The sequence below is a fragment of the Flavobacterium terrigena genome, from assembly GCF_900108955.1.
GTDB lineage: Bacteria > Bacteroidota > Bacteroidia > Flavobacteriales > Flavobacteriaceae > Flavobacterium > Flavobacterium terrigena.
On sequence record NZ_FNYA01000003.1, the window covers coordinates 125049 to 139943 of the forward strand.

Consider the following 14895-nt stretch of genomic DNA (forward strand, 5'->3'; position numbering starts at 1 on the left):
TCTTTTTAATGAGTTTTAAAAAAATTTTCACTTCATCAGGAGTAAATTTCTTATTCCGAATATTTGGTTTAGGAACCTCTTTTTTTACTACTATTATAATTACTAAACTTTTCGGAATAAATACTTTTGGAAACTACTCACTTATATTTGCAATAGCACAAATTGCAGCATTGTTTTTTACATTAGGAATACCAAATACATTAATAAAAATAATAGGAAATGAAAATTTTAGTTATTTACAAGCTAAAAAACTACTGATAAAAGGTTTAAAAGGAGCATTAGCATTTTCAATTATTCCAATGTTTTTCTTTTATTTTGGAGCAACTTTTTTTTCAGAAACAATTTTTAATAATGTTCAATTAAAAAATTATTTTCTAATTATTTCCATAGCAACACCTTTGTTTGTTGTTCACGAAATTTTACTTTATTTTTTTATTGCCACCAAAAAATTTATGAAATACAATTTTTTTATGTTTGTATTGCCAAATGTACTTTTAATTTTATTTCTGTTTTTGTTTTATAATTTAAAATTTGAAAATCACTTTACCTTTATTGCTTTTTCAATTTCTATATTATTAACAGTTTTAATCGAAGTAACTACTATTTTTGAACTAAAAAATCAACAAATAAAAAGTTCTATTTCCACACTAAATTTAATAAAAACAGCTTCACCTTTACTTTTTAGTGGTTTGTTTATCTATTTGTTAAACAATACAAATATAATTTTATTAGGTGTTTTGTCAAACGAATCACAAGTTGGAATTTATAATATTGCCTATAAAGTGGGTAGTGTTGGTTTTCTTGTAATTGTTTCGGTTAGCACAATCATAACACCAAAAATGGCCGAATTGTATGGTCAAAACAATTTGCTTGAATTAAAAAAACTAACACACAAAGCCACACAATTAATAGCTTTTTTATCCTTTCCTTTAGTTTTAATTTTAATCCTTTTTAGTAAATTTATTTTATCATTTTGGGGCGAAAACACTAGTTCAGGCAGCACTGCAATGATAATAATATCAATTGGAGTGCTACTTAGCGCAATTGTTGGAAATGTAGATCAAATATTAAACATGACAAACAATCAAAAAATTTTAAGAAACATTACAATATTTAGTTTTTTTATACACATCATAGTTAGTTATTTTCTTATTAAAGAATATGGAATAAATGGAGCCGCAATAGCTACGTTAATTACTAATGTTTTAATTAATGTACTATGTTTGTATTACATAAAAAAGAAATTAGGATTTTACACTTTATTTTAAAATGAATTTAGAATTATCAGTAATTATCGTTAATTATAATGGGTTAAAATATTTAAAAGATTGTTTAGACTCTTTATACAAAAATTTAGAAGAAATTTCTTTTGAAATTATTATTATTGATAATAATTCTGTTGATGCAAGTTGTGATTACCTTAAAACAAATTTCCCAGAAGTTAAGTTAATTGAGTCAAAAATAAATTATGGTTTTGGAAAAGGAAACAATGAAGCTGTAAAAACTGCAAAAGGAAAATATTTATTATTAATAAATAATGATACGATTGTTTTAGATAATATAAAGTCAGTTTTAAATTTTATTGAAAGCAATAATAATGTTGGAGTGGTTGGTATCAATATGTTAAATAAAAACAAAGAATATCTTCCTGCTGCTGGTATTTTTCCTAATATTAGGAACATGTTTCAATTTAAAAATCTTTTAGATTTAGGACCCGAATTTAAAAAGGGAAAATTTTCAAAAGAAAGCTACGAAGTGGATTGGTTATGTGGATCTTTTTTGTTTTTAGCTAAAAATACTTACACTACAATTAATGGTTTTGATGAAGATTATTTTATGTATGTAGAAGATGTTGATTTTTGCAAAAAAATAGCTAATATTGGATTAAAACGTGTTTTTATTCCAAATATAAACTACATTCATTTTGTTGGATTTAATTCAAATAAAAACCCAATGCTAGTAAAAGGATATAAGATTTATATTCAAAAACATTTTTCTGGAATTGAAAAACGATTAGTTTATGGCGTACTATTTATTAATTCGTTAGTAAAAGAAATAAAAGTAGCTTTTAAAAAAAATTAATTCTGTATTTTTGATGCTTAATTAATGTTAAAGATGAAGATAAACAAAAGCAATTTTTATTCAATACTTTTCATGATTGTAATTTTTTTGCAATTGTATCTTCCTTCTTTTAAAGCAAACATATTTATTCAAATAGGAGTATTAGTACTCTATTTTTTTATAGAAAAATCAACTATTTCATTAGGTTTTATTAAGGCATTAGTGCCACTTGTATGTATTTTTTTTTTAGGTTTTTTAGGTACATTGATTCATAAATACTCATTATACGAGATACTAAAAGATATTTTCCATTTTTTAAAACCAATTTTAGGATTGCTAATAGGATATCTTTTTTTTACTAAAATTAACGACTTTAAATTATTTGTAAAAACAATTGTAATTGCGGGTTTAATCTCCGCATTAATTCATATTATTTTAGTTGCTTTTTTCAGCAGAACCGAAACAGTTTCTGATTTAAGAGAATTAGGTAAAGATAATTTTTTAGAGTTATTTGCGCTGTTTTTTTTAGGTTACTACAAAAAGTTTAAATTAGAAAACTTATTTAATAGCAAAACTATTTTTAGAATTATATTTTACATGCTACTATTGTCTTGTGTTTTATATTTTTCAAGAACAATGATTGTAATTGCCATACTGCTTTTTTTATCTGTTTATGGTTTTACAAAAATTACGAAGACTACAATAAAAATTATTACTATTTTTACTTTTTCCATAATTATATTTTATGCCTATTTGTTTTCAATAAAATTAGATAGAAATGGAAATAGCCTCGAGTCTTTTTTATACAAAGTACAAATTGCGCCATCTGAAATTTTAAAAACAAAAATAGATCGTGAAAACCATAAAGATTTATGGGATCATTGGCGCGGTTATGAAGCAAAACGAGCTTTTGCTTTAATGGAAGATAATCCAAGTAGTTTTGTATTTGGATGTGGCCATGGATCATTAGTAAACCTTAAATTTTACGCACCATTAACCAATAATAAAAACGATAAAGGATTAAGATACATTTCGGAGTTACACAATGGATATCCATACATTTTATATAAAACGGGAGTTATTGGGTTGTTTTTTTACCTTGTTTTTTTAATAGGCTTTTACAAGAAAATTTATAGACCATTCAGTATGGAAGCCATATTTATATCAGCAATCGGATTGATGTTTTTATTTTCAACTTTGACAATAACAGGAATTTATAATTCTAGAGATATTGTCGTATTTATTTTAGGCGCTTTATTGTACTTTGAGAGAATCGTAAGTAAAAACAAAATTTTAGAACGATGATAAAAAAAATTTTTCAGAAACTATTACATAAGTCAGGCAAGAGCTATACTATAGACTCTAGAATTCCAAGTAGCTTATTTTTTTATACTTTGAAAACAAGAGGATTTATGCTTTTTCGAGGTTTGTTATTTCTTAGAAAGAAAGTTTTTTTGGGAAAAAATTGTACAATACTCAATAAAAAAAACATATGTTTTGGTAAAAATGTAACAATTGAACAAAGCACAAGACTTGATGGATATGCTTACGAAAAAATTATTTTAAGTAATAATGTTAGAATTGGTGCATATTCTTATCTTACTTGTACAAGCCATATGAGTAAATACGGTAAAGGTTTAAAGATGGGAGAAAATTCTGCAATAGGAGATTTTACACATTTTGGAGCGTCAGGAGGAATCGAAATTGGCGACAATGTAATTATGGGTTCCTACATAAGTTTTCACTCAGAAAATCACAACTTTAAAAACAAAGAAATACTAATCAGAGAACAAGGAGTTACCTCTAAAGGAATTAAATTAGGTAATAATATTTGGGTTGGAGCAAAAGTAACTTTTTTAGATGGTTCTTGCATTGGCGACAATTCAGTTGTTGCAGCTGGCGCAGTTGTTAGTGGTATTTTTCCTGAAAATTCCATAATTGGTGGTATTCCGGCTAAAGTGCTAAAGCAAATTGATTAACTTAAAATTATGAAGTAAGTTCAATATATTTTTTTTCAAAAGAAGACACATATTGTTCAGTAGAAAAAACATCTTTTACTCTTTTATTTCCATTGTTTCCATATTTTTCTCTCAAATCTGGATTCAATACCAATATTTCTAATTTTTTTGCAAGATCATCTACATTTCTTGGTTCAAAAAACAATCCTGTTTCATTATCAACAACAATTTCACACAAGCCTCCATGTTTTGCAGCAATCACAGGTTTGTTAGAAAGCATGGCTTCAGTAGCAACTAAACCAAATGGTTCCGGTTCAATAGATGGAACTACCGATATATCTATAGCATCATATATTTGCCAAATATTTTTTTGAAAGTCAACAATAGTAACATTCTTTTCTAATTTGAATGACGCTATTAAATCGTTTAATTTGACTAAAAAATGATCTTGTCCAGGTGGCGTTGAACCAACAAATACTAAATGTATATTGGAATGTTTTTTTATTAATTTATCAAATGCTTCTAATAGAAGATACTGACCTTTCCATCTGCTAATTCGTCCCACTAAACCAATAACAATTGCTTCTTGTTGTGTTTTTAAAACAGTTTCTTTTAATACAGTAATCAATGTTTTATCTGAAATAGGAAAGTTTCTTGATTGACCATTATATATTACCTCAGATTTTTTTTCAACTTTTGGATATATCTTTAAAAATTGATTATAAGAAGCTTTAGAATTATAAATAATTTTGTCTGAAAAAAAATTCACAATTCGAGGATATAATTTCGCAATCGTTTTAGGACTTTCAACTATTTCATGAACGTGCCATAAATGAGGTTTATTGTAAAATAAAGAATAAAAAGCACCAATAAGCACAGAGATTGCATTAGAGTGAACCAAATCAATAGTTATTGTTTTAGTTTCTTTGCTAATGATATAAAACCCTCTTATCGAATCTACAAAAACCCTATAAATTCCATAAAAACTTAAAAGCGATCGATTCAATTTTACTACGGGACATTTTATTACTTTAATTCCTTTCTGTAACAAAATTTCCTTTAAAGGGCCTTCGTTTTCTAAAACTACAATTGGGGTAAAATTTTTAGGAAAATTATCAATTAGTTCTAATAAAGCTTTGTCAGCCCCATATAGTTCTGATGATTGATTAATAATTAATACGTTTTTCATAAAATACTATTACTGATTCTTAGCAGTCGCACTTCCAAAAAACTTATTTTTAGTTTTAACCAAAAAATTATAATTTTTAGCAAATAATTTTTTTAAAGCAGACGCATCATCTTTTGGAAACCAATCTGTTGTTCGAGGTGTTTCAATAATACGCTCATGAATTTGATACGCATAAGTAGCTATTGATGTTCTAAATCTTCCCTCAGGAAAGTTTGTCATATCATAACCATGTAAAGTATAAGGCGCACATTGTTGAATAATCATTCTGTTAAAAGGAACGTCTAGTTCAGCTTCATCATTAGTTCTTAAATCTTTAATTCTCAAGCCACCTTTGTATTCTGGTTTCCAATCTTTATTTAAATAAAGCAACAAGTTCAATTCTCTATACCAGTTTTTATGTAAAGGATGATAATTAAAATCAAGATGCATATCCAAGAAACTGTTTTTCTTTCCTTGGTGTAAACCTCCACCAAAATTTTTAGGATCTACAAAAGTTTTCTTTGCAGTGATATAAGTTAGAATAGTATTAAATCGTTCGGATGCTAAATCATTGTATAACTCTAAAAATTCTGGACAAATTTCTTTGTAATTTGATTTTTCAAATTTATTCCCTGCAAAGCCATAATCCCTACTTTTATTATTCAGCTCAGGAACATTTTCATACGCTTTTAATAATTTTTCCTCATCACAAAAGGAATCAATAATCAAATGCGGAAAGGGTTGAGCAGTTAAGTATTGAGTTCTTAATTTATCTAAATTATTTTCTAAAAAAGTAAAATTTATCATAGCACTAGGAATATTATATTTTACAAATGTAAAAAGAAATGCAATACAATTATTAGATAAAAATCATTAAAATCTATAATTGAATAAAAACAAATCAAGATTTGATAAGACATATTAATTTTAACATTTTCTTAAAACCTTTTTTTCATTACTTTTGTCAATTGAATGAAAAACGTTTTATGAAAATAGCTATTCTTGGCACACGAGGTATTCCCAACTATTATGGTGGTTTTGAACAATTTGCTGAATTTTTTTCTGTTTATTTAGCAGAAAAAGGTCATGATGTGTATTGTTACAATTCACACAATCATAAATACCAAGAAAAAACGTTTCATGGCGTAAATTTAATACATAAGCACGATCCTGAATATAAATTCGGCACTTTTGGCCAGTTTATTTACGATTTTAACTGTATTATGGATAGCCGCAAGAGAAATTTTGATATCATTCTTCAATTAGGATATACGAGTAATTCAGTTTGGTTTTTTCTTATGCCAAAAAAATCCATTAACATCATCAATATGGACGGTTTAGAATGGAAACGTTCGAAATATTCCAAACCCGTACAACAATTTTTAAAACTGGCAGAATGGTTGGCCGCAAAATCGGGTGATTATTTAGTTTCCGATTCGTTAGGAATTAAAAAATTTTTGCTAGAAAAATATAAAAAAGAGTCTACTTACATTGCTTATGGTGCGTATCCATTCAATTCGCCAAACGAAGATATTTTAAAGGAATATCAAGTTGAAAAAGAAAATTTCAATATGATAATGGCACGTTTTGAACCAGAAAATAATTTAGATATGGTTTTGGAAGGCGTGGCTTTAAATTCAGAAGATAAAACACCTATTTTAGTTGTTGGAAATCACAATACCAAATATGGAGAATATTTAAAAAACAAGTTTAAACCTCATGAAAACATTCGTTTTATGGGTGGGATTTACAATTTGCAACACTTAAATAATTTACGTTATTATTCTAAATTATATTTTCATGGTCATTCGGTTGGGGGAACAAATCCGTCATTATTAGAAGCAATGGCATCTCAAGCACTTATTGCTGCTCATAATAATGATTTTAATAAAGGCGTTTTAAAAGAAAATGCGTTTTATTTTTCTAATCCAACAGAAGTGAAAAATTTGTTAAATAATAGCAAAAAAAGTAATAACTTGCCGTTCATAAAAAACAATTACGAAGCGATAGTTAATGAGTTTAATTGGACTAAGATAAATGGCGATTATTTACAACTTTTTGAACAATGTATGGAAAGATATAAAGCAGGAAAATCAAAATAATTTTGCTTTTATTTTCATCCTATTATTATTGCTTTCTTTACCATTTAAATTAGCTGTTACCAATACGATACTTACTTTTTTTGGAGTAATAGTTTTTTGGAATTATAAAAAATTAAAGTTCAATTTATCTTTTTCTTTACTACTTCCTATTCTGCTTTTTATTTTAATGATGTGTTCTTTTTTCTGGACAATTGATATGGAAAGAACTGTAAAAGCTGCGCCAAAAGAAGCTTTTTTATTAATTATACCGCTTCTATTTGCTATAATTCCTAAATTTAGTAGAGATCAAATTAGCAAAATCTTAAAATATTACACTTACGGTTTTTTGATTTTTGCGCTTTTTTTCATTTTTAGAGCCGCAATCAGGTATTTAATTTTAAAAGATACCGCCGTTTTTTTCTATCATCAAGATCAATATAAAGACTTAGGATTAATTCCAAAAGATTTAAACGCCATTCATTTTTCTGTATTTTCAATACTTGCTTATGTATATTTTTTAGCAATTGAAATAAAGAACATTTGGCAAAAAACAGCTATGGCAATTTTATTGTTTTTTATATTGTTACTTTCTTCTAAAAACATCATTTTAGTCGCAATACTTATCACCTTAATTTATATATTCTATTTTGCGAAATCAGCAAACAGAATGAGGTTGCGAAATCTAATTGTCTTTACATTAGTTGTAGGAAGCGTAGTGTTTTTGGGAAGAATTAAAAAACGTTTTGAAGCGGAATTTCAGTCTCACACCAATAAAAGTATCAGCCATAATGTTATTGATGGTGTTCCTGATAGCGTTCACTATGTTAGTATATATGAAGCTTGGAACAACCAAACATTTTCACCAAATGATTATTTTCCAGGTACGGCATTTAGAGTTTATCAAACACGGTTATTTATTGAATTTTTATCTGAAGAAAGCATTTTTTGGAAAGGGTTCGGACTAAATGCATCGTTTAAAAAACTTGAAGAAAAAGGAGACAAATACAATATATATAAAGGAACAGGAAATGATGATGGTTATCAAAATAAAAACTTCCACAATCAATATATACAAAATTTTGCCGAATTAGGAATTTTCGGATTGCTAATTTTGCTAATGATGTTGTTTGTTCTGTTAAAAAAAGCATTTCATAACAAAGATTTTATACACTTTACTTTTTCAATATTAATGATAAGCGTATTTTTGACAGAATCTTTTTTGTGGAGACAAAGAGGTGTGGTGTTTTTTGTGTTGTTTTATTGCATATTTATGTCTGAAAATCACAAAAACAAAGAATTAATTGAATAACTCTTAATGAATATGAGTTTTAAGAAATAAAAAAATGAAAAGAATATTAATAACAGGAGCAGCAGGGTTTTTAGGATCACATTTATGTGATAGATTTTTGGAAGAAGGCTATTTCGTAATTGGAATGGATAATTTAATTACAGGAGATTTAAAAAACATAGAACATTTGTTTAAAGAAAAAAACTTTGAGTTTTATCACCATGATATCACCAAATTTGTTCATGTTCCTGGTGAATTAGATTATATTTTACATTTCGCTTCGCCTGCAAGTCCAATTGATTATTTAAAAATTCCAATTCAAACCTTAAAAGTAGGTTCGTTAGGAACACATAATTTATTAGGTTTAGCGAGAGTTAAAAAAGCAAGAATTCTTATTGCATCCACTTCAGAAATATATGGTGATCCACTAGTGCATCCACAAACCGAAGAATATTACGGAAACGTAAATACGATTGGACCACGTGGGGTGTATGATGAAGCAAAACGTTTTCAAGAATCAATTACAATGGCCTACCACACTTTCCATGGTGTAGAAACAAGAATTGTTCGTATTTTCAATACCTACGGACCAAGAATGCGATTAAATGATGGTCGCGTTATTCCTGCATTTATCGGACAAGCCTTACGTGGTGAAGACTTAACTGTTTTTGGAGATGGAAGTCAAACCCGTTCATTTTGTTATGTAACCGATCAAGTTGAAGGAATTTATAGATTATTACTTTCAGATTATCATTTACCAGTAAATATTGGTAATCCAGACGAAATTACCATTTCCGATTTTGCAGAAGAAATTATAAAATTAACAGGAACCAATCAGAAAGTAATTTATAAAGATTTACCTGTAAATGATCCAATGCAACGTCAACCAGACACTACAAAAGCAAAAGAAATTTTAGGATGGAGCGCTAAAGTAAACAGGGAAGAAGGAATGAAAATTACATATGAATATTTCAAATCTCTTTCACCTGAAGAATTAGCAAAAGAAGAACATAAAGATTTTTCAAAATATATTTATTAGTTTGACAGCCAAAAAAGGTAGATACTCGGGAATACTAAGGCCTCTTGTAATGTTTTTAGATTTATTAATTATAAATCTATTGATATTAGTATGCCTTCGTTCTGCTATGAGTAATTTTGGATATCATGCCATTTTATCTGTTTTTTGGCTAATTATTGCTTATTATATAGGTTATTACGAAGTTTATAGAAATACAAAAGAAATATCTATTTTTATTAGACTTCTAAAACAATTTCTGTTTGTTTGGTTAATTACATTTGCCTATGTAGGCTATAAGTATAAGTATGTAACTACAAATGAAATTTTTTATTATGTTTTTGTTTGTTTTTTGTCTGTTGGTTTTTTGAAATTCTTTGTTTTTTATTTATTAAAAAAATACAGACTTCTCTATAAAGGAAATATTCGAAGACTAATTATTTTAGGATCTAATAAAAACACAGAAGAATTAGTAAGTTATTTTGATAAAAATCCTGATTTAGGATATAATATATTTAACAAGTTTGAGGTTAATAAGAAAAAAACAATTAACTATAAAGAAATATTTGAGTATATTATTGAAAATAAAATAGAGGAAATATACGCCTCTTTAAAGGATCTGAAAGATAATGATATAGAAAAATTAATTGACTTCTCTGATAATAATTATATAACATTAAAATTAATTGCCGACAGTAAAAGTACACTTTATAGAAACTTAGCTGTGGAGTATTATGGTTATATACCAATTATAGCTCTTCGGAAGACACCTTTAGAGAAACAAGTAAACATAAAGTTTAAAAGAACTTTTGATATAGTTTTTTCATTATTCGTAATTTTATTTATACTTTCTTGGTTAACACCTCTTTTAGGCTTGCTAATAAAAATTGAATCAAATGGTCCTATTTTTTTTAAACAAAACAGACCAGGCCTTATGGAAAAAGAGTTTTTTTGTTATAAATTTAGATCCATGATGATTAACAAAACTACCGAAAGAGAAGCAACTAGGAATGACCCTAGAGTTACAAAAATTGGTAAATTTATCAGGAAAACTAGTATTGATGAAATGCCACAATTTTTTAATGTTTTATTAGGAGACATGTCTGTTGTTGGACCAAGGCCACATCTTTGGGCACAAAATAAATTATATGGGACCAAGATCAAAAAATATATGATTAGACATCATGTAAAACCTGGTGTGACTGGATTAGCACAAGTTAGAGGCTATCGTGGTGAAATTGAAACAGATGAAGATATGGTTAATAGAATAAAATTTGATGTTTATTATATTGAAAATTGGTCACTTTGGATTGATATAAAGATAATATTTTTAACCGTAATTAATATTTTTAAAGGGGAAGAAAAAGCCTACTAATGAACTCGTTAGTTTCCATAATTACGCCATGTTTTAATTCTGAAAAGTATCTTTCTAAAGCCGTTCAATCGGTTATTTCTCAAACACATCAAAATTGGGAATTGCTATTGGTAGACGATTGTTCTTCAGATGCAACGTTCGCTATAATCTCAAATTTTGCTAGCCAAGATTCTCGTATAAAAGCCTTTAAATTAGATAAAAATTCGGGAGCAGGTGTAGCAAGAAACTTCGCCATTCAACAAGCTTCAGGAAATTATATCGCTTTTTTAGATGCCGACGATTTATGGAAATCTGATAAATTGGAGAAGCAGATTAACTTCATGCAAACCCAAAATATTCCGTTTACTTTTTCGTTTTATGAAACGATTGATGAAGTAGGAAATTTGCGTAATGAAACGATTACAACTCCTTCAAAAATAACGTACCAACAATTATATTTTTGCAATTGGATTGGGAATTTAACTGGGATTTATTCGGTAGATTTCTTTGGTAAAATTCCGATTTCGTCCATCAAGAAAAGACAAGATTGGATGTTATGGTTGCAAATCGTAAAACAAATAGAAACTGCTATTCCATTTCCAGAAAGTTTGGCTTATTACAGAGTTCGAGAAGATTCTATTTCCGCTTCAAAATGGAAATTGATAAAATATAATTTCAAAGTCTACCGAAATTTTCACCAACGTAATTTCTTTATGGCTAGTTTAGATACGATGCGATTTTTATATGTTCAGTTGGTTATCAAACCAAAATTTAAGAAAAAGTAAATAGATTTTTACCACGAAATCAAAGATTCAGCGCAGCTAATTTCCGAATTGAATATTTTTTTAATTCGTCCCGATGATTCGGGATCGTCAAAGACGAACTAATTTTTAGCCAAATTAAATTTAAAATTCGTGAATTCGTGGCTAAAGAAAAACAAATAAAACTTACAACAAAGAAGTAAATTGTTTCAACTTCCCACGGTTGCTTCTCGTTAAGAAGTCTTTTCGAGCGTAAGTAAATTTTAAATTCGGTTCCAAATACAAATCAATCGCTTTCTGAATTTCATCTATTTGTACAGAAGAAAGTGCTTTTTCACTCACATAATCAATTTCAAAACTATCCAATTTCGTTTGCTTAATCACGAATTCTTTCACGTTTCCGTCATCTTCAATGATACTTTTCGTCACATAATAAAACGTTAATCCTGGTGATTTTTTGCCGCTTGGTAAAACAGCCACATCATTCGTTCTACCAATTAATTGTTTCAAAAGTGGTTTTTTCCAAGTACTTTTTTCGTCTAAAATTCCAATATCGCCAATCTCATAACGAATAAAAGGATGCGCTTTGTTGTATAAAGAAGTTACCACAATTTTACCAGAAGTTCCGTTAGCAACTGGCTGATTATTCTCATCTAAAATTTCAATAAATAAGGTTTCAGAATTGACTTGCCATTCGCCTTTTGGATTCTGGAAAGCTAATAAATCTAGTTCCGAAGCGCCATATTCATTAACAATCGGAATGCCTAAATATTTTTCAAGTAGTATTTTATCATCATCAAAAAGCATTTCAGATGTCACCATACAGACTTTTAAAGTCGGACAAACATCTTTTAAAACAATATTTTTCGATTGTAAAAATTTAGCAAAAAGCACCACAGAACTCGTGTATCCATTAATATAATCAAATTTCTTTTGTTGAAATTTTTTCAGAATTTCTTCTAAAACCACATCCGATAAATCGAAAATAGGGAAACGATATCTTTTGGCTAAAAAATCTTTGAAGCGTTCTTTATAATATCCAACTTTATCCAACGGAACACCATAAAATCGCGCTTGAAACGACGAATTAAAATCAATGCCAAACCAACCAAAGCGGTAAATATTAGAATACCAAGTTAGCGCATGCGAAAATTTATCTTTCGCGAAAATAAACGGATCACCACTAGAACCAGACGTTTTATTGATGTAAATATTTCTTTCAAAACCTTTGGAAAGTCTTTCTGCTAAAGGAACTTGAAGATTTTTTTTAGTTAGAATAGGTAAATTATTCCAATCAGAAACATCTCTATTTCCAACCAAATTTTTATAGAAAGTATTGTTGTCTAAATGAAACTGTACAATCTCTTTTCTTTTTTCTTCAATGAATTTTTGATAATCAGATTCAGAAATTTGCAGATTTTTTTCAAACTCCAATTGGGCTTCCTTCATGGGAAAACCATTAATTTTTAACGTTAAATTGAATAAGTTGAGCACGTTTTCTGAATTTATTCAAAAATAACAAACCTAATTTTATAATCTAGTAAAGACTTACTTTTTTTTCCAATTAAAACGAACTATTTTTGCACAAACAAACAACACTCTATATGAACATTTTACTTTTAGGTTCGGGCGGAAGAGAACATGCTTTTGCTTGGAAAATGACTCAAAGCTCACTTTGCTCACAACTTTTTGTAGCACCAGGAAACGCTGGAACATCTCAAATAGCTACAAATGTTGCTATGAATCCAAATGATTTTGAAACCGTTAAACAATTTGTTTTAACGAATGCTATTGAAATGGTTGTGGTCGGACCAGAAGATCCTTTAGTAAATGGAATTTACGATTTCTTTAAAAATGACGCAGCTTTAAACGCGATTCCTGTAATTGGACCATCAAAATTAGGCGCACAATTAGAAGGAAGTAAAGAATTCGCTAAAGAATTTTTAGTAAAAAATAATATTCCAACGGCGAGATACGAAAGTTTTACTTCAGCAACAGTTGAAAAAGGTTACGCTTTCTTAGAAACACTTTCTCCACCATATGTTTTAAAAGCCGATGGTTTAGCAGCCGGAAAAGGAGTGGTGATTTTAAACGATTTACAAGAAGCTAAAGACGAATTAAAAGCGATGTTAGTAGATGCTAAATTTGGTTCTGCTAGCGCGAAAGTGGTTATTGAAGAGTTTTTAGATGGAATCGAATTAAGTTGTTTCGTTTTAACTGACGGAAAAAGTTATAAGATTTTACCAACGGCAAAAGATTACAAAAGAATTGGTGAAGGTGACACAGGTTTAAATACTGGTGGAATGGGCGCTATTTCTCCAGTTCCATTTGCGGATGCGGCTTTGATGCAAAAAATTGAAGAGCAAGTTGTAATTCCAACTATCAATGGTTTAAAAAACGACAATATTGAATACAAAGGTTTTGTGTTTATTGGTTTGATTAAAGTGGGTGATAATCCTTTTGTGATTGAATATAATGTAAGAATGGGTGATCCAGAAACGGAAGTAGTTATCCCAAGAATTAAATCTGATTTAGTAGCTTTATTTCAATCCGTTGCGACTGAAAAATTATCAAATTTTGAATTGGATTTAGACGAAAGAACGGCTGCAACAATTGTTGTGGTTTCTGGAGGTTATCCTGAAGAATTTGAAAAAGGAAAAGAAATTTCTGGATTAGATAATAACACAGAATCTTTAGTTTTTCATGCAGGAACAAAAGAAGAAAACGGAAAAATTTTATCTAATGGAGGTCGTGTTTTAGCGGTAACTTCATTCGGGAATACGTTTAAAGACGCTACAAAAAAATCTTATGAAACCATAGAAAATCTAAAGTTTGATAAGATGAATTATAGAAAAGATATTGGGTTCGATTTATAATAGAACCTTAACTTTATACAAGCAAAAATACCCGTAATAGTTGTTATTACGGGTATTTTTTTATATTTTAAATGCTATTTTATTTTGTTAAGAAAGAGTGAGCAGTTGTATCTTGCTCGTCTTCTCCTGAACTTTTGAATATTGCTAGTTGTTTCGTCCAGTAATATGTCCAATAACAACAGATAACAATAAATACCCAGTTGATAATATTTGCACCCCACCAGTTAGTTAATTCCCAACTTCTTAATAAGTCCATTGGTACAAAAAGTACTTCAACAAATAAAAATTGTATTGCTTCGAAAAATGCTTTCATTTTTTTATTATTATATTTAC

The 14895-nt window shown here is 28.4% G+C and carries 14 protein-coding genes; 10 read left to right on the top strand and 4 right to left on the bottom strand.

Features of this window, described 5'->3' with window-relative positions:
- The first annotated feature begins 8 nt into the window (after window positions 1-8).
- The 4 genes from BMX42_RS07135 (at window position 9) to BMX42_RS07150 (ending at window position 4040) form a co-directional block, all read left to right on the top strand.
- Window positions 9-1268: an oligosaccharide flippase family protein gene (locus BMX42_RS07135; RefSeq protein ID WP_091311277.1), complete on the top strand. Its 1260-nt coding sequence runs from the start codon at window positions 9-11 to the stop codon at window positions 1266-1268.
- Window position 1269: 1 nt separating this feature from the next.
- The gene (locus tag BMX42_RS07140) at window positions 1270-2082 is read left to right on the top strand and encodes a glycosyltransferase family 2 protein (protein WP_091311280.1); all 813 of its coding nucleotides are present in this window, start codon (window positions 1270-1272) and stop codon (window positions 2080-2082) included.
- Window positions 2083-2154: 72 nt separating this feature from the next.
- Window positions 2155-3366: an O-antigen ligase family protein gene (locus BMX42_RS07145; RefSeq protein ID WP_177169137.1), complete on the top strand. Its 1212-nt coding sequence runs from the start codon at window positions 2155-2157 to the stop codon at window positions 3364-3366.
- A 149-nt stretch (window positions 3367-3515) separates the two neighbouring features.
- Window positions 3516-4040, top strand: a complete 525-nt coding sequence (locus tag BMX42_RS07150; protein ID WP_177169138.1) for an acyltransferase — start codon at window positions 3516-3518, stop codon at window positions 4038-4040.
- Between the two features lie 7 nt (window positions 4041-4047).
- Here BMX42_RS07150 and BMX42_RS07155 read toward each other — a convergent pair whose 3' ends face one another.
- Both BMX42_RS07155 and BMX42_RS07160 read right to left on the bottom strand, forming a co-directional pair.
- Window positions 4048-5208 (bottom strand): glycosyltransferase family 4 protein, encoded by a 1161-nt coding sequence (locus tag BMX42_RS07155; RefSeq protein WP_091311293.1) that lies wholly within the window; start codon window positions 5206-5208, stop codon window positions 4048-4050.
- A gap of 9 nt (window positions 5209-5217) precedes the next feature.
- Entirely contained in the window at window positions 5218-5994 is a 777-nt protein-coding gene (locus tag BMX42_RS07160) for a 2OG-Fe(II) oxygenase (protein WP_091311297.1), read from the bottom strand.
- 179 nt (window positions 5995-6173) lie between these two features.
- Here BMX42_RS07160 and BMX42_RS07165 point away from each other — a divergent pair, with 179 nt between their 5' ends.
- From BMX42_RS07165 to BMX42_RS07185, 5 genes are read left to right on the top strand one after another with little or no spacing between them, the layout of a single operon-like run.
- Window positions 6174-7289: a DUF1972 domain-containing protein gene (locus tag BMX42_RS07165; RefSeq protein ID WP_091311300.1), complete on the top strand. Its 1116-nt coding sequence runs from the start codon at window positions 6174-6176 to the stop codon at window positions 7287-7289.
- Complete coding sequence (locus tag BMX42_RS07170; RefSeq protein WP_091311303.1) at window positions 7225-8577, top strand: O-antigen ligase family protein; 1353 nt, start codon at window positions 7225-7227, stop codon at window positions 8575-8577. Before BMX42_RS07165 ends, BMX42_RS07170 begins: the two co-directional genes overlap by 65 nt.
- Before the next feature lie 34 nt (window positions 8578-8611).
- Window positions 8612-9595: a UDP-glucuronic acid decarboxylase family protein gene (locus tag BMX42_RS07175; RefSeq protein ID WP_091311306.1), complete on the top strand. Its 984-nt coding sequence runs from the start codon at window positions 8612-8614 to the stop codon at window positions 9593-9595.
- 49 nt (window positions 9596-9644) lie between these two features.
- Window positions 9645-10946 (top strand): undecaprenyl-phosphate glucose phosphotransferase, encoded by a 1302-nt coding sequence (locus BMX42_RS07180; RefSeq protein ID WP_091311770.1) that lies wholly within the window; start codon window positions 9645-9647, stop codon window positions 10944-10946.
- The gene (locus tag BMX42_RS07185) at window positions 10946-11710 is read left to right on the top strand and encodes a glycosyltransferase family 2 protein (RefSeq protein ID WP_091311308.1); all 765 of its coding nucleotides are present in this window, start codon (window positions 10946-10948) and stop codon (window positions 11708-11710) included. The genes BMX42_RS07180 and BMX42_RS07185 overlap by 1 nt, the downstream gene beginning before the upstream one ends.
- Window positions 11711-11872: 162 nt before the next feature.
- On the opposite strand, the gene BMX42_RS07190 is transcribed toward BMX42_RS07185, so the two are convergent.
- Window positions 11873-13180, bottom strand: a complete 1308-nt coding sequence (locus BMX42_RS07190) for a phenylacetate--CoA ligase family protein (protein ID WP_091311313.1) — start codon at window positions 13178-13180, stop codon at window positions 11873-11875.
- A 110-nt stretch (window positions 13181-13290) separates the two neighbouring features.
- Between BMX42_RS07190 and purD the strand changes: the two genes are divergently transcribed.
- A complete protein-coding gene (gene purD / locus BMX42_RS07195) occupies window positions 13291-14562 on the top strand; it encodes a phosphoribosylamine--glycine ligase (RefSeq protein WP_091311317.1) in 1272 nt (423 codons plus the stop codon).
- Window positions 14563-14641: 79 nt separating this feature from the next.
- Here the strand turns inward: purD and BMX42_RS07200 are convergent, their stop codons facing one another.
- On the bottom strand, window positions 14642-14875 hold the full coding sequence (locus BMX42_RS07200; protein WP_091311321.1) for a DUF6341 family protein: 234 nt from the start codon (window positions 14873-14875) through the stop codon (window positions 14642-14644).
- Window positions 14876-14895 lie beyond the last annotated feature (20 nt).